Below are 19,723 nucleotides of genomic sequence, written 5' to 3'. Positions count from 1 at the left end.
AGCCTACGATCCCGAGCGCAAGCCCAGAACACTGTGCTCCACCACGCCCGCGGGAAGATCGCTCCTTCCTGGCGCCCGGGCAGTCGACTCCACGAGACCGGCCCGGAGGTCGGCGGCGGGCTCTCCAAGGATGATGGCGCTGATGATCAGTTCCATCATCAGACGGTCGTACTCGTCGCCCTTGCTCCGATAGCGCTCCACATCAGCCTCCACCACAGCAGAGGCGATCCTCCTGCCCCCACCAGTCACGGGGGCAAAGGACGCCTCATAGACGCCGTGACCGGTCCAACTCCGGTGCATGAAAAGGACATCGCCTTCGACGAAGACGTTCCACTTCTCATCCATGTCCCGGGCTCGATATCCGCGTTGGATCCGGTCCCAGTCCTCGTCGGTCCAGACACGATCCGGCAACTGAGACACCGGCCGGGGCGCGCTGATCGGATGGAGGCGCCGGAACGACTCTCGGGTGAGCGGGGCATCGGCAGTCATGGCGTGATCCTACGGTTGTACTACTCGAACACGACAGCGACTTACCTCGATCGAGCAACCGCCCTGGGCAAAGGTTGAACCTCTGCCACCTTCAGGACGCATCCGCAGCGTCCTGAACAGCTGTTTTGCACGACGCCCTCACTGGTACCCCAGATAACTCGAGGCCTTCGACTTCGACGCCAACGCCAACATCGATCCCGCCGTGGTCAACACCCTCGCCAGCTGCGAGTGGATCAAGAAGAGCCAGCTGCTCTGCCTGATCGGCGACTCCGGCACCGACAAGTCCCACCCGCTCATCGCCCTGGGTGCAGAAGCCGCGATACAGGGCTATCGCGTCCGCTACACCCTTGCCACCAAACTGGTGAACGAGCTACGGCCGCGTCGACCTGCTCTGAAACGACGCGCTCGGCTACATGGAATTCGACCGCCACGGCGCCGAACTGCTCTCTCCCCACGGACAAACCGACGAGCACACAAGCCGACAGTCACACCATCAACGGCTTCTGTTAGAACCTCAAAGGCATCCAAGCGTCAGCAATCGGGGTCATCCGCGCTACTCCGAAGCCCTTGGGGCCGACAGAGTTCCGCGTCGTCACACCGCGCCAAGTTGGTGGAACTCATGTGTAGCGCGCGGGAACAGGACGAGACGATGTTCGACTGCAGCTCTCCATCAAGAGCAGACGCGAGGAATGCGTGCAGGATGCGGAGAAGTGCTCCCATCGGTCGCCGCGCGCCTCGTTCACCATGACGCTCCACTGGTCCGGCTCAAGGCTTGGCCGAACAAGCCAGTAGAGGCACTCTCCGTTGTCCTTGGTTGCCCAGGGGATGACTCGGGACCCCTCCAGTTCCGCCGGCTTCTTCTCGAATTTCCACAGATCTTCCAGGTCTTCGGCCCGGTGCTCTGCCCGTTCGACGAGGTCGTAGTTCTCGTTGGGCAGCCAAGCTCCAGGAGGTACAGATAGTCGTCCCAGGTACTTCCCTCATAGACGTGGACGAGCTCCTTGCAGTCGGTGGGAGGCTCGACCCCAAGGCTGCGCTCGGCCCGGCCCCGATCTTTCCGGCGGGGCTCGCTCGGCGGTGGGGCGATCTCGAAAAGACGTGCAAGGGCGTTGGTCAGTGGCGGTGCAGCGCCCGGCCGCCTGCGTCAGTTACCCGGAGCCTGGTACAGGCCGCGGCCTGCACGGTGGGCACGGGATGTGGCGACCAGCCGGTCGAGAGTGCTGCGCACCGTGTTGATGGCACCCGCGGACTCGTCGCGGCCCAGGATCTGTGCGACTTCCCGGGCACGCATGGGGGCGGCCGCATGGCGGGCGAGCACGGCGGCGACCTGATCAGTCAGCCCAGCCGCCTCGACCGGAGAGTGGGCCTCACCCTTTGCCTTCTGCGCGGGCGCAGCCTTCGCAGAGGACGCGGTGCTCTTGGTCCGGCGGGTCTTCGCTGCGGTCTTGGCGGGGGCCTTCTTGGATGCAGTCTTCTTCCTCGAAGCGGGTCGCCTCCGGGGTTTGGTTTCGGCAGCGGGCGCCAGAGGCTGTTCGGCCTCTGGCGCCGATGACGGCTCCTCACGGCCAGTGTCGGTGGTCGCTACTGCTGCCACGCTTTCGCGGCCCGAAGGCTTATCGGCGTCAGCAGTCTCGAAGTCCGGTTCGGCCTCGACCTGCGGCATCGGCACGGTGGTTGCGGAAAGAGCCTGCAACGCACTGAGGGCGCTGCGGACTGACTCGAGCCGCTCGGTAACAGCAGCGAGGTCCTTCTCCAGCGACTGTTGGTGGGCTTCCAGCTGCGGCAGTTCCTCCGTCAGCAGTGCGGTGGCAGCTTCGATGGTGAGATTCGCGTTTGCGGGTGTGGGCACGATGAGCTCCAGGGCTTATGACCGGGCAAGGGTGTGCTGCAGCGTAGGCCGATGACATTACGTTCGGCAACAAAGACCAACACCAGTTCCTGGACGGAGGGCACAGAGGCGATCCTGCCGCTTCCGACACCCGGTCCGCCAAGTCCGAATGCGTTCGGCACCTGTGAACCGGTGCGGCACTTGTGAAAGGCGCCTACAGCCACACCACTTCGTCGGTACGCGGATCGCCCGACCATGACACAAGACATCACATCGTGACTCCGGCGCCGGCAGCGATTCAGCGCCCGTCAGAGGTCGCAAACACGTTCCTGAGCCCGCATGGGGGTACAACCCTGCCGGCATTGTGTCGACGCAATGCTGGGAGCCGATCTGATCGGTCCCGAGCCGGTCATGCTCCGCTCGGGCGAGGCGGGAAGCATGACATCACGGCTGGGAATGGAGTAGCGAACGAGCGGCAACATGTTCTGTTCTCGCTCCAGAAGTTTCGAGACGCTGGTACACACCCAGGAGTCACGTCACACATGCCCCCACGCCCCAGTTCGGCAACTTCGAGGGGGTGTTGTTCCGGAGGGCGGCCGACCCTCTCGAAGACGGGCTGGGCGGCGACAACGGCACCGGAGGTGAGAGGAACCCCGGCCGCCGCACGGCTTCAAGGGACTGTCCGGTTGGTCAAGTTCGCAGCCATAGACGCATTGCTGCGGACTGCCGCTCCCATCTATGAGTAGTCGCCCGGTTTCGAGGTCACCCGGCTGACCACGAAGCGGGCTTCGCGCCCGTCCGGCATCCGCAACAGTGGCGACTCGGCCGCCGTCACAGCCACGCCGCATTCTCACCATCTGGGAAACCCGGCGTGCCGTGCCAGTCGGTCCCACCGTCAACAATCGCGGTAGTAGGACCGAAGCCAGCGACTTGCTTCTTCGACCCACGACCGTAGATCTGCTGCGGCTATGAACTCAACGCCGTCAGCGATCACCGTGAGGTCCCCTCGGAAGTCGCCCACGCCTTCAGTGTGCCGCCGCCAAGGGTAAAGGGCTCAAAGCTGGAAGGTAGGCCGCTCCCGCGCTGACGGTGCCCGTCGCGGCTCTGATCACGGGTGGGAGGAGACTCGCGCTGGGACACGACCACCCTCGATGGGAAAAGACGCGTTCAGGCGGTCTCGTTCAGTGCGGCGTCGAGGCGGTCCAGGACGCGCGGCCAGCCCTTGCCCATGCCGTCGTAGGCTTGTCGGCCCATCGGGGAATCGAGGTCGAAGCCCGCGTGGGTGAGGACGAGGCGGGTGCCTTCGCCTTCCGGCTGGAGCGTCCAGGTGATGGTGGTGTCGAGGGTCCCTTCGGCGAATCGGTAGGCCAGCAGGCGCTGGTCGTCCGCCTCGGTGACCTCGCAGGGCTGGCTGCCGAAGCTGCCCATGTCGAGGGTGAAGCGGTGTCCGACGACGGGCTTGATGTCGCCGGCGGCCCACCAGCGTGCATGGAGGTCGGGGTCGGTCAGAGCCTTCCACACCGCCGCCGGGGGGTGGGGCAGGAACTTCTCGTAGGTGATCGTGTTGTTCTCGGTCATCTCTCGTTTTCCTTGTCCAGGAGATCGGCGAGCGCGTCCAGGCGCTGCTGCCAGTAGTGCTCGAACGGGTGCAGCCACTCGCTCACCTCGCTCAGCCGGGCCGGTTCGAGGTGGTAGAAGCGGTGCCGGCCGCGCGGCTCCTCGCGCACCAGCCCGGCGGTGCGGAGCACCGACAGATGCTCGGAGACCGCAGGTCTTCCCAGCTCGAACATCCCGGCCAGCTCGCCGGTGGAGCGAGGTCCTTCACGCAGGTGCTCGAGCAGTCTGCGACGCACCGGGTTGGCCAACACGCCGAACACGTCTGTAGGCATGACCGAACAATACGTCGGAGATTCCCGACGCGTCAACAATCTCCGACTGATCTCGGTGGATCGCGCCCACTGCCCCTGGGTAGTGGCCGCCTGGGAACCGTCCGGCTAGGAAAGGCCCTCATCACCGGTGGCGGGCGGTTGGTGCTGAACCTGTCCGGGACTCTGCGACTCGGCAGGGCTTAACGCACTGCTCTGGGCTCGGCCGCAGCGCGGGCGGAGCCGATACTGGCCTGTGCCGCTGCATCTGCGGCGCGTGGACTCAGGCGGCGGGCGCACAAGGACAAGTGTCTGCAGGTCGACGGCGCCGACACAGCCGTCTCAGAACGACCTCTCTCGAACGCCGAGACAGCGTGCTTCCTGCTACTGGACTGGCAGGTACGCCTTGTGGGTTCTCCGATTCTGCTGAGTTGCCGGGGCGGCTGCGGCTATGGTCCGCGCGGGGAGAACGACATGGGGGTTGCAGCGGTGCGGATGTGGTCGTGGAAAGCGGGCCTGGTCTTCCTCGGTGGCCTGACCGCCGCACTGGCCGTACTGCTGGCGCTGGCTGGAAACGCCGCCACGGCCACGGCTCGATGGCCCGGCCCGCTCGACGCGTTGCGTACCAATCCGTGGCCCTGGGTGATTGGCCTGGGAGCGCTGGCGGTCATCGCGGCCGGAACCGCGGTGTGGATGCAGCTGAGGCCGCCCGCGATCACCGGTGACCCCCCTCCGCCTCCGCGTGCTCAAGTCCCGGACTGGTTCGTCGGCCGGGCCCAGACCCGGGCGGTGGTGAAGGCGGTGTGCCGGGGCAGGTCCTCGGTCGGCATCACGACCTCGCTGTGGGGCGCGGGCGGCTTCGGGAAGACGACGCTCGCGACCGCCGTGTGCGACCGCCGCGCAGTGCGCTCACGGTTCAAGCAACGGATCTATCCGGTCACGATCGGCCGGGATGTCCGCGGCCGCGCTGCCATCGCAGCGAAGGTCGCTGAGGTGACCCGGTTCATCACGGGTGATACCACCGAGTTCGATGACCCCCGGCTCGCCGGTGCGCACCTCGGCCGGCTGCTGGACGCCCGGCCGCGTACCCTGCTCGTCCTCGATGACGTCTGGGAGGAAGAACAACTCGCGCCCTTCCTCATCGGCGGCGGCCCCTGTGTCCGGCTCGTCACCACTCGCAATCCGCACCTCTTGCCCTCGGGCACGCAGCGGATCCATGTCGACGCGATGTCCCCCGACCAGGCCCTCGCGGTCCTGACCCACAACCTCCCTGCAATGCCCGCGGGCTTGGTCGATTCGCTGCTGAGAAAGACTGGCCGATGGGCGCTGCTCCTGCGACTGGCGAACCGGCTGATCGCCGAACTGGTCCACACCGGCGTCGATCCGCAGACAGCCGGCGAACGAGTCCTTGCCCGGATCAGTGCTACCGGGCCGGCCGGGGTGGACCAGCCGGGGGCCGTCTGGGACTTGGACGACCCAGCCCAGCGCAGCCAGGCCGTTCAGGCCACGGTCGAGGCCGCCACCACCCTGCTTCCTCCCGGCGCGACGGACCGGTTCACCGAGCTCGGGATCTTCGCAGAGGACGAACTGGTGCCCCTCTCGGCGATCGCTCTGCTGTGGCGGGCCACCGGCAGCCTGACAGAGGACCAGTCCCGGCTGCTGTGCGCGGACCTGGAGCGTCTGTCGCTGATCACCCTCGCCCGTGAGGGAGGGGGCACAGTCAGCCTGCACGACGTCATCAGGGACTACCTGCGCGGCGACCTCGGCACGGCCGGTCTTCTGCGGCTCAACGGCGTGTTCGTCGACTCTGTCGCCGCAACACTTCCCCCGGCACAGGCCCTGACCTCCAGGACACCGGAGAGCGCGTGGTGGCAGCTGCGCGACGGCTATCTCCTCGACCACCTCATCGACCATCTCATGGGTGCCGGGCGAACGGCACTCGCCGAAACTGCTGCAGGCGACGTGCGCTGGGTGGAAGCCCGTCTGATCCAGCGCGGCCCGTCCGCCGCGACAACCGACCTCACACGCGTCGGAAGCGCCCCCGCCGACGCCCTGGCCCGCAGCCTCGCTCAGATCGCCCACCTCCTCACCCCGACAGACCCGGCCAACGCGCTCACCAGCGTCCTGCACCATCTTTTGGAGAGCCACCCGCTGTGGCGGGACCAAATTGCCGCGCGCCGCAACGATCCCGGCCTGCGACCGTGCCTGACACATGAATGGCCGTCGCCGGACGCCCCCCACGAAGCCCTTCAACGAACCCTCACCGGCCACATGATGGACGTGGCGGCGGTGGCCATCTCCCCTGACGGGACGTGGCTTGCCAGCGCCGGGTACGACAACACCGTCCGTCTGTGGGACCGGGCCACCGGCTCCTGCCTGGCCACCCTGGGCCGCCACAGGAGCGAGGCCACAGCGGTGGCCATCGCCCCCGACGGCACCTGGATCGCTTCCGCCGGCGCCGACGGCGAAGCGCGCCTGTGGGAGCGGGCCACAGGTACGTGCACCACCACCCTCAAGGGCCACAGCAACGGCATTACCGCCGTAGCCGTCAGCCCCGACGGATCCTGGCTGGCAACCGCCGGCCTCGACGAGACCGTGCGCCTGTGGGACCAAGCCGGCGGAACCTGCACCGCCACCCTCGCAGGGCACACGGATGCCGTGCGGTCGGTAGCGATCGCACCGGACGGCTCCTGGCTCGCCAGCGCCGCCGACGACGGGAAGGTGTGGCTGTGGGACCCCGCCACAGCCACCTGCACAGCCACCCTCACCGGCCACCAGAGCGAGGTCACAACCGTGGCCATCGCTCCGGACGGAACATGGCTCGCCACCGCCGGCCACGACAACACCGTCCGTCTGTGGGACCGGGCCACCGCCACCTGCACGGCCACCCTCACCGACCACACCGACTGGGTACACACCGTGGCGATCGCTCCCGACGGGTCATGGATGGCCACCGCCAGCCGCGACAAGTCGGTGCGCTTGTGGGACACGGCCACCGCCAGCTGCAACACCATTCTCACCGGCCACCGCCACGTGCGATCCGTGGCGATCGCTCCCGACGGCACATGGCTCGCCACCGCCAGCCGCGACAGAACCCTGCGCATCTGGGACCGGACAACCGGGTCCCTCATGTCGAGCGGATCCTCGTACGCAGTGCGCGCGGCAGCCATCTCACCCGACGGCTCGTGGCTCGCCTCCGTCGGTGAGGACTTCAAAGTCCGCCTCTGGGACCGGGCCACCGCCACTTGTACGGCCACCCTTGCCGAGTCATGCATCGGAGACGGCACACTGGCGATCGCTCCGGACGGAACATGGCTCGCCACCGCCGACCTCCGCAACAAGGTGCACCTGTGGGACCGGGCCGGCGGCACCCGCACGGCCACCCTCAGCGGACACACCGCCGAGATCACTTCCGTGGTCATCGCCCCGGACGGTTCCTGGCTGGCGTCCGGGGGCCACGACGACACGGTGAGGTTGTGGGACCGGGCGAGCGGCACCTGCACCGCAACGCTCCGCGGCCGCACCGGCGAGATCTTCTCGCTCGCCATCGCCCCGGACGGAACCTGGCTGGCTGCCGGGTACTACGACGGCACCATCAGGTTGTGGGACCGGGCCACCGGCACCTGCACGGCCACCCTCGACGCCCACAACGACGCAGTCCAGTCCGTCGCCATCGCCCCGGACGGAACCTGGCTCGCCACCGCCGGCTACCTCGGCGATGTCAAGGTGTGGAACCCGGCGACCGGCAGCTGCACGGCCACCCTCACCGGCCACACCCACGCAGTGTCCGTGGCCATCGCGCCGGACGGCGACTGGCTGGCCACGGCCAGCCGGGACCGAACGGTCAGAATCTACGCCGCCGGCAGCCACTGCCTGGTCGCCGTCGCCCGCACCGAAGAGCCCTTGCACTCATGTGCCTGGGGACCGAATCACGAACTGGCCGTAGCAGGACAGGGCGGCCTCTACCTCTACGCACTGCTCACCTGAACTCTCTGTCGGTACGCCTGTCCGACTGCGTCCTCACGCAACGTGAGGTGCGCCACGGCTGGCACCTGCATGGCCCCCTGTCCACACGCCCGCCGCAGCAAATGTTCCTACTGCTCGGTTCTGACGCAGATCTTGGGGCGTCAGGGAGCGTGCTGCCGAGGCGAAGCGGTCCGCGCGCGGGGCCTGCGGTACGGGCTGTCCCAGCTGGATGCCCTGCACCATGCCCGGTTCGGGGACGCGGTGCGGGAATTGACGCGCCGTGACGGCTGATCATGCCCAGCATCGGCGCCTCCCCATGGCACGGCCACCGGCCGCGCCTGTTGACCGGATTCAACGGCAGTAGGCCGCCCTCCCCGGCTGCGGACCATGTCGAGCCGGACCTCCCCGCAGGGGCGGACACGGGACCAGAACAGCGCCTGGTGTTCGTCAACACCCTCATGCTCCAGGCCGCCCTCGCCGAGGACGAGTGGGCCAGCCTGCTCACCGGCGCCGCCCGGCGTGGCATGTCTCCTCAGAGGTCGGGTGGACCGGTGGTGCCCGCGGGCCAGGGGACAGCACGAGTACTGGTGCTCCATCTCACCCGCGATCGTCACCGCACCTATCCGGACCCTGACCAGGACAGACACCGCCTGGCAGCCTGAACTCCACCGCTCAGAAGGGCTCCGACAGAAAAGTGGTGACAGCCGCGGCGAACTGATCCGGAGCATCGTGATGCCGCGATCACCCGCCACCGCGGCGCCAACGCCTCTGCGAGCGACGCGAACGCCGACGCTTCGTTGTAGTGACCGTGCAGGGCCACAAGCGGTCTCCCCGGACCACCGAAGTCCAGATACGACAGCTTCCGCCCACCCACCATGAAGAACTCACGCATGACGCGGATCTTAGGGGTCGGCACCGACACCCCAGAGCTGAACAGAGGCCCACGCACAGCCCGTCCACTTCAGGGGAGAGCCCCTCATCGACCAACACGGCACCGACACCGTCCTCACAGCCGTCGACCGACTTGGGCCAGAAGACACCGCTGAAGTCACCATCTCCACCGCCCACCGCGCCAAAGGCCGCGAATGGAGCACGGTGAGAATCGCCGACGACTTCACCGCACCCAAGGACACCGACCAGCGAGACAACGCCGGCCTACGCGTCCCAGGGCCCATCGACGAAGCAGAAGCGCGCCTGGCCTACATAGCCGTCACCAGCCCGCACCTGCCTGGACCTCGGAGGCCTCTCCTGGATCAACGACCACCCCGCCGGGATCTCGGCGTTGCAGTACCAGCCTGCACAGCCCGTCACCCCCACCGCATGCGCAACTTCCTCCGTTCAGGCCCTGGCTGGACGGAGGAATGCTGTGCCGAGGGTTACTTCGACGGCACGGGCGGTCGTACCGACTCGAGAACCTGATCCGGTTCCGTCGTTGACCAGGCACCTCCCTATTGACGGTTGGCGAGGTGCTGCTGGAGGTCGAGGTGTCGGAACTGGTACACGGCTCCCACACGCCGGAGCACGCTATGCCGCTCATGGGCGTCAGCCAGGAAGCCCATGAGATCGCGAGGGGCCCTCCCACGTACCGCGAAGTACCAGCATGCAACGGCGAGAGCCGGCGAAGCGGTCTGGCGGAAGGCGATGGCGATCCCCACGTAGAGTCCGAACAAAGGGAAGCCCAGCAGGACCCACGCCGTACCCTCGAGTGCGTCCCACCCTGTCCTGACCAGCCCCACCGTGGCCAATCCGATGGTGGTGACCACGCACACCAGCGCAGAGCCGATAATGATCTTGCGCGCGGTGCTGCGGTCCCGCTCCAGGATGGATACCGGATCCATGGCGGTGACGATGTCGGCGGACCGGGTCGCCCTCCAGCCGAACACCAGAAAGACCACGACGGCCACGAGCGGCAGTGACAGGAAGGCGGTGCCCCAGTCTTCCAAATAGCCCACGAAGCAGCATCCGGCCACGAGCCCGGCTGCGGAAAGCCATGGCACATGGATCCTCGCTGCCGGCTCGGATCTGGGCACCAGGACAGTGCAGAAGAGCACAAGGGCGTAACTTCCGATGATCGTCCCTGTAGCGACGGCCCCCCACCAGGGGAGCGGTGAAGCAGCCATCCAGCTGATGAGGACCACGACTGTGATCCATACCGGGAGGCCGACCACCAGGGCAGAGACGACGCGAGGTGTTGCTCGATGCAACTTCCACCATTCGACATCGGTAGTGTGATTCAGGTTGTCCTTGAGGTGACAAGCCAAGAACTGTAGGGCCGCCTGTGCATCGTTCGACGTCCAGCGGCACGGATGGCCGCGGTGGCGGCGGTACGCGGCGGGAAGAAAGCCGGCGAGCAAGTGGTCCTCAATCTCGGCGCGAGTACGTGGTCTGCCCGCAACACTGTCGGCGAGCAGCTCGGCAGGGTCAGGGAGGCCGGAAAGTGGATCACCAGGCCGGGGGTTGTAGATGGTTTTCGCCAGCGAGGCCATCAGCGGGGTGCTCAGTGCTTGGGCGATGGGCTGTGCTGTGTCAGCCAACAGGTCTGTGACGGGACGCCAGCGACCCGTGAGGAAACCTTCTTCATCGGTCCCTTCGCGCAGAAAGCGCTCCACGATGCCGGCGTCGAGATTCTGTAGTTCGATGCCGGCTGCTCTCTCCAGCGGCACAGGCAGTGCCCCCAAGGCACCCGGCTCCTGCGACAACGCATTCCGGTAGTCCTGGGTGCGGCAGGAGAGAACGATCCCCTGACCTTCGACCATCGCCTCGTTGATCTTCATCAGCGCTTGCATCCGGAACCCATGCGGGATCTCGTCGAAGCCGTCGAGGAGCGGAAGGATCAGCCGTCTGTCGAGCAGAGCTCTGCCGCGACTGACCGAACTGTCCGGCGCCGGGGCGGGGAGGCCCATGAACTCGTAGTCGATTGCCAGCCTACGGTCCATCCACGCGAACAAGTCGCTCTCCTCGACCGGATTCCAGGACGCCAAAGAGAAGAGAACCGGGACGCGTGCCCCTTCGCCTGCCGGGCGCTCCACAAGGAGATCCAACAGCAACTGCACGAGCAACACAGTCTTCCCCGCGCCCTCTTGCCCCAGTATGACCAAGCGGTCCGTGGGAACGCGCCGGGAGAACACATCCTTGATTTCGCTGCCCTCTCCCGCCAAGTCAGCGGGACTTGTGGCCCACGCGCTGGTGTCGACCGAGCCTGCACGGGGCCATCGCTCGGCAGCCTCTCTGATCTTCGACCACTGCTCGGTCAGACCCTCGGGAGCCTGCTTCCACGACACGGTCAAGGAACCAGGCTCGTACAGGCGGCGAACCTTGCCCTCGCCTTCCCACTGAGCCCGGACCTTCAGCGCCAGATCGTCAGCGAGGTCGGTCAGTCGCACACTGTCCGCGTGATCACGGCGGTCCGCCTGATACGAGGCCCACGCCACTGCCAGCGCGATCAACCCCACAACCAGAGCAAGTAGCCCCACACCGAAGCTCAGCACTCCGGCGAATCCCCCGGGGTCGAGGCCTGGAGTCCGCGCTGCCTTCACAGTCCACGCGACTCCGGCAGCCCCGGTAAGGGTGAGCAGCACCCCGCCCCATGCCCAGAGTGCTCGCCCGTGACGCCCACCACTGCTTTTCATGACGGGGTGTTCCCCCTCGGAGGCGCATAGCACTCCTGCGCCAGAGCAGACTGGGCCCCGAAAGACGGATCCCAGCCGCCCAGCCGCTCCAAGACGCCGACCGGTGAGGCAAGTTCACCGTGGGCACGACGATGGATGCGCCTATTCCCACGGCCCTGACAGCGCCCGCAGAGCAGCCGGAACGAGCCCCATGATCTCGTTCGTGGATAGCCTGCAGTTCGGGGTCGTGGAAGCATGCGGGCATGGCTGTCTCCGACCTGGAACGGGGAAGAGAGCATGCCGAAAGGTCCCGGCGGCTCGACAACGGGGCCTTCGGGGGACTCGGCTGTGCCGCCCGGAACGACGAAGGGGCGGCCGACGGCCGCCCCCTGGAAACGGAGCAGGCACGCAGCCCCCTCAACAGCGGCCAGTTAGCCGGAATTCAGATCGCATAGGGCCGGATCGCCGCTGTCCGTCGGCTACTGCCGCGGATCCCGCGCCGTCGCTCACCGCAGGGGGAGAGCGTGGTACTCCGGTTCGGGTGGGCCGAAGGCCAGCCCGTTCTCGTCGAGCGCGTTGTGGACCGTGACGCGGCCCTGCGCGAGGACCATGCTCACCGCGACCATGCCGCGTGCCATGTCCTGTCCGCGCCACTCCAGCAGTTCGACCGCCGAGACTGCCTCACCCGACCCGGTAACCAGGTCGTTGCGCCAGCGCAGCGTGAAGTCCGCCCAGCGGAAAGGGTTGGTGTCAGGGGTGACCGTGTTCCATGTGAGGGAGAGGTCGTCGAACTTCTGGTGCTGGATCTCCAGCTGCTCGCCTCGAAGTCGAGCAGGACCGGCGCGTCGGCGAACCACTCGTCGTCGTGGACGTCCCAGAGCAGCCAGGCGTGCGTCAGTGTGCGCCCGGTGAGACGGGCCAGGCGCTCGCCGTGCGCAGCAGCGGCATCGCGGCCCGGCCGCCATACGGGCCGGTAGTCCCGGATGCCGAAGTAGTCGTCGCCCACGAGCGGACGCCCCTTGCTGTGCGGTCGAACGGTAGAGGCCGCCGCCCCCGGCACGGGGGAGTGGCCGTCTCACCATACTGTCCGACGGCCCGCCCCCGACATCGGCAGCTGGACCACCCGCCGGCTCACCCGCTGGACCACGGGGACCTCAGTCATCACTGCCACGTGACGTGTCAGTGGCTCGTCCGGGGTCAGGATGACGTATCGGGCACAGCGCGGCTGGACCGAGCGGGATGAAAGGCGTCACCCCCAGTCTGGATACTGATGGCATGGAATTTGCCGTCTTCATGACCTTGCCCGGACTGGTCATCCTCCTGACAGTCGTGGCCTTCGCAGATCAACTGCTTCTCCGTGCCGGACGGGCCGGACTGCTGCCCTGGCGGAACAGCGTCCGGCAGGGTCAGATATCGGCGACCGGGTTCGAGCAGCTCCACGCGGGCTTTTCACCCGGGAAGCAGAACGAACTCAAGGAGCGGCAGTCCGCACTGGTGATGAGGGATGACGAGGAAGACGGGGCGCCACCGAACCGAACAGCGGTGGACCTGGAGGCAGGGACTGCGGTCGTCCGGATCGTGCAGGCCGGTCAGTAACAGGCCCTCAGCACAGTCAGACCTTGAGGAACAAGCCAAGAGGTTGCGCTCGAACCATCCCCGCACTGGGAGCGACGCCGCACGCTGTCTTCAGGGCCGGACGTCAGGCGGTCCGGTCGGGTGGAGTGGACCGCCCGCGACCGGCCAGTGCCTGCCGTGCCTCCTTGAGCAGGCGAGCGGCGGTGGAGCGACCGACTCCCATCGCTTCGGCGATCTCGGCCGTGCTGAAATCGTGTTCGCCCGCCAGAGTGAGGGCCTCTCGCGCTTGGAGCGGCAGGTCCCTGAGAGCGGCGAGGTAGTCGAGTTGCTGCTCCGACAAGGCCATCGCGTCCTCGTCGGTGGGTGTGTCCCACCCCATGGCTCCCAGAGAGTCGAGCGAAAGCTGCCTGCGTTCAGCCTCGCTCTGATGGGCGCGCAGCCGTCGTCGCGCCATGCCGAGGAGAAGGCGTGGCCGGCTTGTGGCAGGAACACCTGCGCGCGCCTTTCCCTGCTTCCGTGGTTGGGCGAGCGCCCAGGGCGCTGTGCTGCTATCACCTGACAGCCCGCCGTCTTGGCAGGGGTCACAGGCGGACGACGACGAGGGCGATGTCGTCCCGGCTGCCGCCGGTGACGCCCAGGTGGGCCAGCAACGCATCGGCGAGTTGTTCAACGGGGAGGGTGCTGTACTGAGCGAGGGCGTCGGTCAGCCGGGTCAGACCGGCGTCGATGTCCTCACCGCGGCGTTCGATGAGACCGTCGGTGTAGAGCGCAAGCGTGTCCCTTGGGCTGTAGGACAGGCCGGCCTGGGGGCGGGGGGACATGATCTGGTCGGGCGCCCAGCGGCGGTTCCGTGGCCTGGTCCAGCAACTGCCGGCCGCCGTTTGGATGGAGCAGTACCGGCGGTGGACGGCCGGCGTTGCTAGCTGATCAGCCGGCTGCGCGGGTCGATGAGCACCTTGACCACGGTGGTGGCCAGCGCACCGTCGACCGCCCGGGCATACAGACCCAGTACCTCCAAGGCCTGCGCGGGGCTCGGAACGGCACGGATGGCTGCGCTCAGGGCGCTGCGCAGCATGCCCATGACGGCGGCGGCCTGCAGGCCGTGGCCCACGACGTCCCCGATGGTGATGGAGTAGCGGTCGGGCGGCAGATCGACCACGTCGTACCAGTCGCCGCACACGTTGAGTGAGCCGCTGGCGGGCAGGCAGCGCACGGCGATGTCCTGGTGCCTGTCCAAGTCGGGCGCGCGGAGCATGACGTCCTGAAGGGTGACGGCGATTTCCCGCTCGCGGGCATGCGCCTGGCGAAGTTGCTCGTTCAGCCGTTCCAGATCGTGCGACCGCGCGTATACCTGGGCCGCGATCCCTGGACCCTGCTTGCTCAGCGGTGGGGTGAGCTCACGGATGACGGGGGAGCCCATGAACTCGGTGACATCGTCGGCCCGCACGATGATCCACTTCACGGCGCCGTCAGGCCCCAGGACGGGGCTCGACAACCCGCACCACCATCGCTCCTCGACCTCTCCCGGCCGACCGACGACGGGAACGTCGAATCGGTGCGGCGCCACCACATCGGGCTCGCGGGAGTCGAGCACATGCTGGAGTGAGGAACCGAAATCACGCGCCGCATCGGGCGGAGCAGACATGTCCGGGAATGCCTCCAGAACTGACCGCCCGGCCAGTTCTTCGCGGGTGCTGCCGGTGATCCTGAGGTAGGCCCGGTTCGCGTAGTGGACCACCAGGTCGGCGTCCAGCGCCAGAAGCGGGTTCGGCGCGGCGTCGAACAGCTCCTCGAAATCGATCTCCGCTGTCGTCACGCGCGTGCCTACCGATCTCTACGAGCGCGACCGCCTTCATCTCCAAACTACGAGGTACCCGCCACGTGCGCCCGCCGGACGACTGCCGGTCCGATCCACAGAGCACTGGCCTGGCTCCCCGACGGCTCTTCGCCTGGTGTTTGGATCAAGCCGCACGACCGTGTTGTGTACCTGCTTGCCTTGGTCTGCGCTTTAACGTGGCCTGATGACGCGGCAAGATCCAGAAGGGGACCCTTCAGTCCCCTCGCGTGGCGTTGGCCTTCGTGCACGTGCCAAACGGTGGTGGCGACGTCAGTCGGCCGGCGTCAAGGGCCTGCTCTTCACCGTAGTCGGCGGGATCATCGTGTTCGCCGTGACCGAATGGCTGGGGCCAGGTGTGGTTCACCTTGCTCAACGCATCTTCGGCGAGGACGAACACGGGCTCAGTATCGACGCCGACGAACCATTCGAAGATGCCGAAGCCGGATGGGTCTTCGAAGGAAAAGCATACGTCGATCTCAAGCCGTCGCCTGAGAAACTCGACCGCGCGGAGTTGGACTCATGGGCCGAGAAGAACGGAGGTACACCGGTTTCGCAACGTCTCGATTTCATCCTGCATGGAAAGTCCGACAAGACAGTGACCGTGAAGCAATTCGAGCCCGTAGTGGACTGCGGCCCCAGCGTCGAAGGGGTATACGTCCGCGATGATGCGTATGTGAGCTTGCTTCCCAGGACGTCGGCAGTGCTTCAGGCTGACGCCGACCCCCCAAAGATCACCTTTAAGAACGAAAAGGGTGATCTAGTCGAATCTCCCAAATATGCGGTGACGCAATCCGACCCAGAGCCTGTCACTCTCCTGATCACAACCACCTCGAGTCGATGCGAGTGGAGTCTGGTTGTGCACTGGAGCGTGGGCGCGGGCAAGGACCACAAGACGAGGATCCCCAAGGAAGGTCAGTACGTCGTAACAGGCTTCAACAGGGCTACCGAGCACAGGAAAGTGGACGGCACCGTGCTCCACGACTAGGTGAGCGGTATGTCCTCGCAGGAACTGCTGGCTTTCGTCTCCCTCGCGGGCCTCGCTCATGTGTGCCGCACGGCGGCCTGCAGCGCGGCACCCATTCCTGCAGTCAAAACAGGGCTGTGTGACGGTGTCATTTCTTCGGGTCGGCGCCGTACGTCACGATCCGGGACTCCGAGCGCCATGCCCGTGATGCAGCCCTTGTCCCACACCCCGCATTCGTCGCTGTCCGGGCCCCCGGCAGCGCGTCTGCGCACTCCCGCTGCCCCACGGAGGCGTCAGGCTTTCGCAGGAGTGCTCGCCTTCGCCCCCGGCGGGCGCAGCATGAAGACGTCGATCGGGTCCTGGGCTTCCACGACGAATCCGTGGCGCTCGTAGAGTCGACGGGCAGCACTGCCCTGCAAGACGTTCAAGCCCACGGTCATGCCCTGCGCGTCCGTTCGCTCCAGTACCGTGCGCAACACAGCGGATCCGAGCCCTCGGCCCTGACAGCGCGGAGCCAGGTAGAAGTGCTCCAGCCACTGCCTGCCTTCGGCGGGCCGGACCGTGACGCATCCTGCGAGTTCACGGTCGATCACGATGATCGACGTGTGCTGCGGGGAGAAGGAGTCCCGCAGCCGCTGCCGTACCCGGTGCTCGTCGTAGCGCCCAAGGCGTTCCAAGTCCGCACGCATGACCGTGGCCCGCAACTCCGCGATCACCTCGATGTCCGCTGCCACCGCAGAACGCAGCCCCCAGCCCGCGGCGTGCGCCGACGTTGTCCGTGCAGGCACTGCCATGTCCGATCGCGTACCGCTCCCCATCACCCCAGCATCCATGGCCGGAGTATCTCAGTCCGCCTGCCCTGCCCAGGCGCACGGGCATCTCAACCCGACTACCCAACGCCACCCCGACCTCAATCGCGGACCGGGTCGTCAGGCGCACGAGTGGTTGCAGCGAACCTCGCTGCTCCGGCATCCACATGCCTCATGTGCCTAATCGCCGGCAAAAGCTGTCCTGGATAGCCCCCGTTCTCCGGGCTGAGCCCGCGTCAGTTCGGCGTGCCGATCACCGCGTTCCGGCGTGAGGGGCAGATCCGGTGCGCAGGGGCCGGCCGTGGAGCCTGCCGCTGGAGGACCGAGTGCTGCTGGTCGCCGCGTACTGGCGTACGAACCTGACACTGCGCCAACTGGCGCCGCTGTTCGGGGTGTCCAAGTCCGCGGTCGACCGCATCATCGACCACCTTGGACCCGCGCTCGCCCTCCAGCAGCGCAAGCGGTTCCGCAGGGACACCGTGCTGATCGTGGACGGCACCCTGGTCCCCACCCGCGACCATCAGGTCGCCGAGCAGTCGAAGAACTACCGATACTCCACCAACCACCAGGTCGTCATCGACGCCGACACCCGGCTGATCGTCACGGTCGGCCGCCCGCTGCCCGGCAATCGCAATGACTGCAAGGCGTGGGAGCTGTCCGGCGCCAAGGACGCCGTCGGCCGCACCACGGTCATCGCGGACGGCGGCTACCGCGGCACCGGCCCGGTCATTCCGCACCGTCGCGAACCCGGCCAGGCCGAATTGCCGACCTTGAAAGAGGAACACAACGCCTCCCACCGCAAAGTCCGCGCCCGCGTCGAGCACGTCTTCGCCCGCATGAAGACCTGGAAGATCCTCCGCGACTGCCGTCTCAAAGGCGACGGTGTCCATCACGCCATGCTCGGCATCGCCCGCCTGCACAACCTCGCACTTGCCGGGTGACGCAGGAACAAGCAGGTCACCCAGCCGCCAAAGATCATTTACGGGACAGCCCTTACAGATCATCTCATTTGGCCGAGTAGGCTGCTGCTGTGGCGGGGATCGTTGAGCGGCTGGTGCCTGACGAGCTGTGGGAGTTGTTCCAGCGGGTGGTCCCGGAGGCGCCGTCGCGGCCACAGGGTGGCGGTCGGCGTCGCCACGGCGACCGGGAGGTGCTGGCGTCGATCGTGTTCGTGGCGACCTCGGGCTGCACGTGGCAGCAGTTGCCCGCGGCTTCGTTCGGCCCGTCCGGTGCGACGGCCCATCGCCGGTTCGCCGAGTGGACGAAGGCCCGGGTGTGGGCCAAGCTCCATCGCCTGGTCCTCGACGAGCTCGGCTCCCGCGGCGACCTGGACTGGTCGCGGTGCGCGATCGACTCGGTGAACATGCGGGCCCTGAAAAGGGGGACCTGATGGGTCCGAATCCTGTTGACCGGGGCAAGTTCGGCCGAAGATCCATCTGATCACCGAGCGGACCGGTCTGCCCCTGTCCGTCGGCATCTCCGGCGCCAACGTCCACGACAGTCAGGCCCTGATCCCGCTCGTGAAGGGCATACCTCCGATCCGGTCCCGCCGCGGCCCTCGTCGGCGAAGGCCGGGCAAGCTCCAGGCCGACAAGGGCTACGACTATCCTCCCCTGAGGAAATGGCTTTCGCAGCGAGGCATCCAGCACCGCATCGCCCGGAAGGGTGTCGAAACCTCACAGCGGCTGGGCCGACACCGCTGGACGATCGAACGGACGATGGCCGGGCTTGCCGGCTGTCGCCGACTCCACCGGCGCTACGAACGCAAGGCCGAGCACTTCCTTGCCTTTACCAGCCTCGCGTGCACCCTTATCTGTTTCCGCAGACTTGCCACATGAATGACTGGTCGTGAGCACAGCGAGCGTGCCGAATATGCGATGGCTCGTGATGACGGGGCCGTGACACAGTAACCGGATGTCCAATGACATCGCCTATCCGGTTTTCCGCACCTCCGATCCTGTACTCGCCCTCCGTATCGCGCGCCGTCTCATGGAGTTCGGTCGCTGCGAGTACTCCAAGGTCTCAGGGTTCGCGGAGCTTTCCTCCGTCGCCGCGGTGCGGCGGATGGCGAAGGCCATGACCGAGGGGCAGTTCTGCGGGGCGTCCACGTGGGAGGAAGTGGAGGGGGTGCCGCTCGAGGACCTGCCAGCCCTGGTCGCCGGTGTCCCTACGAGCGGCCTGCCGACCGAGGCGGCCGCCTTCGAGGGGCGGCTGCCGGTGGAGTGGGAGGCGTGGAACCTTCCGATCGGCAGTATCGAGGACGGTCTCACTGCGGCGATCGGTGCGAATGTAGGCTGGATCAACTGGCACTGGCTGCGGTGGCCGGACGCGCCCGAGGTGGGATTCCGTGGCGAGGACAAGCACGCTGAAGTGAGCATTCTCCTCAACGCCCATACGCGCGAACTTGACGTGCCTACCGACGACCACACCGTCTTCGTTCACGTCCGTGACGCCAACCCGAGCAGAGAACCATACGCCCACTGGATCGCCGCGCAGGTGGGACTCACCCTCATCGGACTGGGGCAATGCTCCTGACGGCGGCCCGTCAGCCCTCGGCCGCGCAGCTGACCGAGCAGCCGTCGTAACGACGGCACTCTGCTGGAGCCCTGCCTCCCCACTGGGACGACACCGATGGCCATCGCCTTCACCAGCGTGGTCTGCACTCCGATCTGCTACCGCAGGCTCACCAATTGAGATGACTTCTTACTGATCGTTTCAGAATGAAGTTCGTTGTGGGGCTTGGCAGTTGGGTGTTGTGTCGGCAGGATCTGTTGGGTGTCTG

The 19,723-nt window shown here is 66.8% G+C and carries 13 protein-coding genes and 5 pseudogenes; 9 read left to right on the top strand and 9 right to left on the bottom strand.

The features are described 5' to 3' along the window. Positions 1-3: 3 nt before the first annotated feature. Positions 4-489: a hypothetical protein gene (locus ACTMTU_RS34340; protein WP_441267346.1), complete on the bottom strand. Its 486-nt coding sequence runs from the start codon at positions 487-489 to the stop codon at positions 4-6. A 157-nt stretch (positions 490-646) separates the two neighbouring features. On the opposite strand from ACTMTU_RS34340, the pseudogene ACTMTU_RS34335 reads away from it, so the two are divergent. Then, positions 647-881 (top strand): annotated as a pseudogene (locus tag ACTMTU_RS34335) (ATP-binding protein); the annotation flags it as partial. A gap of 752 nt (positions 882-1,633) precedes the next feature. Here the strand turns inward: ACTMTU_RS34335 and ACTMTU_RS34330 are convergent. The 3 genes from ACTMTU_RS34330 to ACTMTU_RS34320 all read right to left on the bottom strand — a co-directional run bounded on the left by ACTMTU_RS34330 (position 1,634) and on the right by ACTMTU_RS34320 (position 4,206). Further along, positions 1,634-2,338 (bottom strand): hypothetical protein, encoded by a 705-nt coding sequence (locus tag ACTMTU_RS34330; RefSeq protein ID WP_441267345.1) that lies wholly within the window; start codon positions 2,336-2,338, stop codon positions 1,634-1,636. Between the two features lie 1,146 nt (positions 2,339-3,484). Then, positions 3,485-3,895, bottom strand: coding sequence for an SRPBCC family protein (locus ACTMTU_RS34325; RefSeq protein WP_441267344.1), 411 nt, complete (start codon positions 3,893-3,895; stop codon positions 3,485-3,487). Then, positions 3,892-4,206: an ArsR/SmtB family transcription factor gene (locus ACTMTU_RS34320; protein ID WP_441267343.1), complete on the bottom strand. Its 315-nt coding sequence runs from the start codon at positions 4,204-4,206 to the stop codon at positions 3,892-3,894. Before ACTMTU_RS34320 ends, ACTMTU_RS34325 begins: the two co-directional genes overlap by 4 nt. A gap of 450 nt (positions 4,207-4,656) precedes the next feature. Between ACTMTU_RS34320 and ACTMTU_RS34315 the strand changes: the two genes are divergently transcribed. From ACTMTU_RS34315 to ACTMTU_RS34305, 3 genes and pseudogenes are all read left to right on the top strand, one after another. Further along, positions 4,657-8,169, top strand: coding sequence for an NB-ARC domain-containing protein (locus tag ACTMTU_RS34315; protein WP_441267342.1), 3,513 nt, complete (start codon positions 4,657-4,659; stop codon positions 8,167-8,169). Between the two features lie 272 nt (positions 8,170-8,441). Then, on the top strand, positions 8,442-8,810 hold the full coding sequence (locus ACTMTU_RS34310) for a hypothetical protein (protein ID WP_441267341.1): 369 nt from the start codon (positions 8,442-8,444) through the stop codon (positions 8,808-8,810). Between the two features lie 313 nt (positions 8,811-9,123). Continuing rightward, positions 9,124-9,421, top strand: a pseudogene (locus tag ACTMTU_RS34305) (3'-5' exonuclease); the annotation flags it as partial. A gap of 175 nt (positions 9,422-9,596) precedes the next feature. Here ACTMTU_RS34305 and ACTMTU_RS34300 read toward each other — a convergent pair. Then, on the bottom strand, positions 9,597-11,636 hold the full coding sequence (locus ACTMTU_RS34300) for an NACHT domain-containing protein (RefSeq protein WP_441267340.1): 2,040 nt from the start codon (positions 11,634-11,636) through the stop codon (positions 9,597-9,599). A gap of 626 nt (positions 11,637-12,262) precedes the next feature. Further along, the gene (locus ACTMTU_RS34295) at positions 12,263-12,613 is read right to left on the bottom strand and encodes a hypothetical protein (RefSeq protein ID WP_441267339.1); all 351 of its coding nucleotides are present in this window, start codon (positions 12,611-12,613) and stop codon (positions 12,263-12,265) included. Between the two features lie 418 nt (positions 12,614-13,031). On the opposite strand from ACTMTU_RS34295, the gene ACTMTU_RS34290 reads away from it, so the two are divergent. After that, positions 13,032-13,352, top strand: coding sequence for a DUF6191 domain-containing protein (locus ACTMTU_RS34290; protein WP_441267338.1), 321 nt, complete (start codon positions 13,032-13,034; stop codon positions 13,350-13,352). Between the two features lie 103 nt (positions 13,353-13,455). Here ACTMTU_RS34290 and ACTMTU_RS34285 read toward each other — a convergent pair whose 3' ends face one another. Both ACTMTU_RS34285 and ACTMTU_RS34280 read right to left on the bottom strand, forming a co-directional pair. Further along, a complete protein-coding gene (locus ACTMTU_RS34285; RefSeq protein ID WP_441267337.1) occupies positions 13,456-13,785 on the bottom strand; it encodes an RNA polymerase sigma factor in 330 nt (109 codons plus the stop codon). 127 nt (positions 13,786-13,912) lie between these two features. Then, a pseudogene (locus ACTMTU_RS34280) lies at positions 13,913-15,147 on the bottom strand (PP2C family protein-serine/threonine phosphatase). 352 nt (positions 15,148-15,499) lie between these two features. Here ACTMTU_RS34280 and ACTMTU_RS34275 point away from each other — a divergent pair. Next, positions 15,500-16,153, top strand: coding sequence for a hypothetical protein (locus ACTMTU_RS34275; protein WP_441267336.1), 654 nt, complete (start codon positions 15,500-15,502; stop codon positions 16,151-16,153). Positions 16,154-16,425: 272 nt separating this feature from the next. Here the strand turns inward: ACTMTU_RS34275 and ACTMTU_RS34270 are convergent, their stop codons facing one another. Further along, entirely contained in the window at positions 16,426-16,926 is a 501-nt protein-coding gene (locus ACTMTU_RS34270) for a GNAT family N-acetyltransferase (RefSeq protein WP_441267335.1), read from the bottom strand. A 240-nt stretch (positions 16,927-17,166) separates the two neighbouring features. On the opposite strand from ACTMTU_RS34270, the pseudogene ACTMTU_RS34265 reads away from it, so the two are divergent. The 3 genes and pseudogenes from ACTMTU_RS34265 to ACTMTU_RS34255 all read left to right on the top strand — a co-directional run bounded on the left by ACTMTU_RS34265 (position 17,167) and on the right by ACTMTU_RS34255 (position 19,476). After that, positions 17,167-17,882: pseudogene (locus ACTMTU_RS34265) on the top strand (transposase). A gap of 98 nt (positions 17,883-17,980) precedes the next feature. Then, positions 17,981-18,779, top strand: a pseudogene (locus ACTMTU_RS34260) (IS5 family transposase). 76 nt (positions 18,780-18,855) lie between these two features. Continuing rightward, a complete protein-coding gene (locus tag ACTMTU_RS34255) occupies positions 18,856-19,476 on the top strand; it encodes a hypothetical protein (RefSeq protein WP_441267334.1) in 621 nt (206 codons plus the stop codon). Positions 19,477-19,723: the final 247 nt, after the last annotated feature.

It is taken from the genome of Streptomyces sp. OZ13, assembly GCF_052068155.1.
In the GTDB taxonomy this organism is placed as follows: Bacteria; Actinomycetota; Actinomycetes; order Streptomycetales; family Streptomycetaceae; genus Streptomyces.
This window is presented reverse-complemented; position numbering and strand designations above follow the sequence as displayed.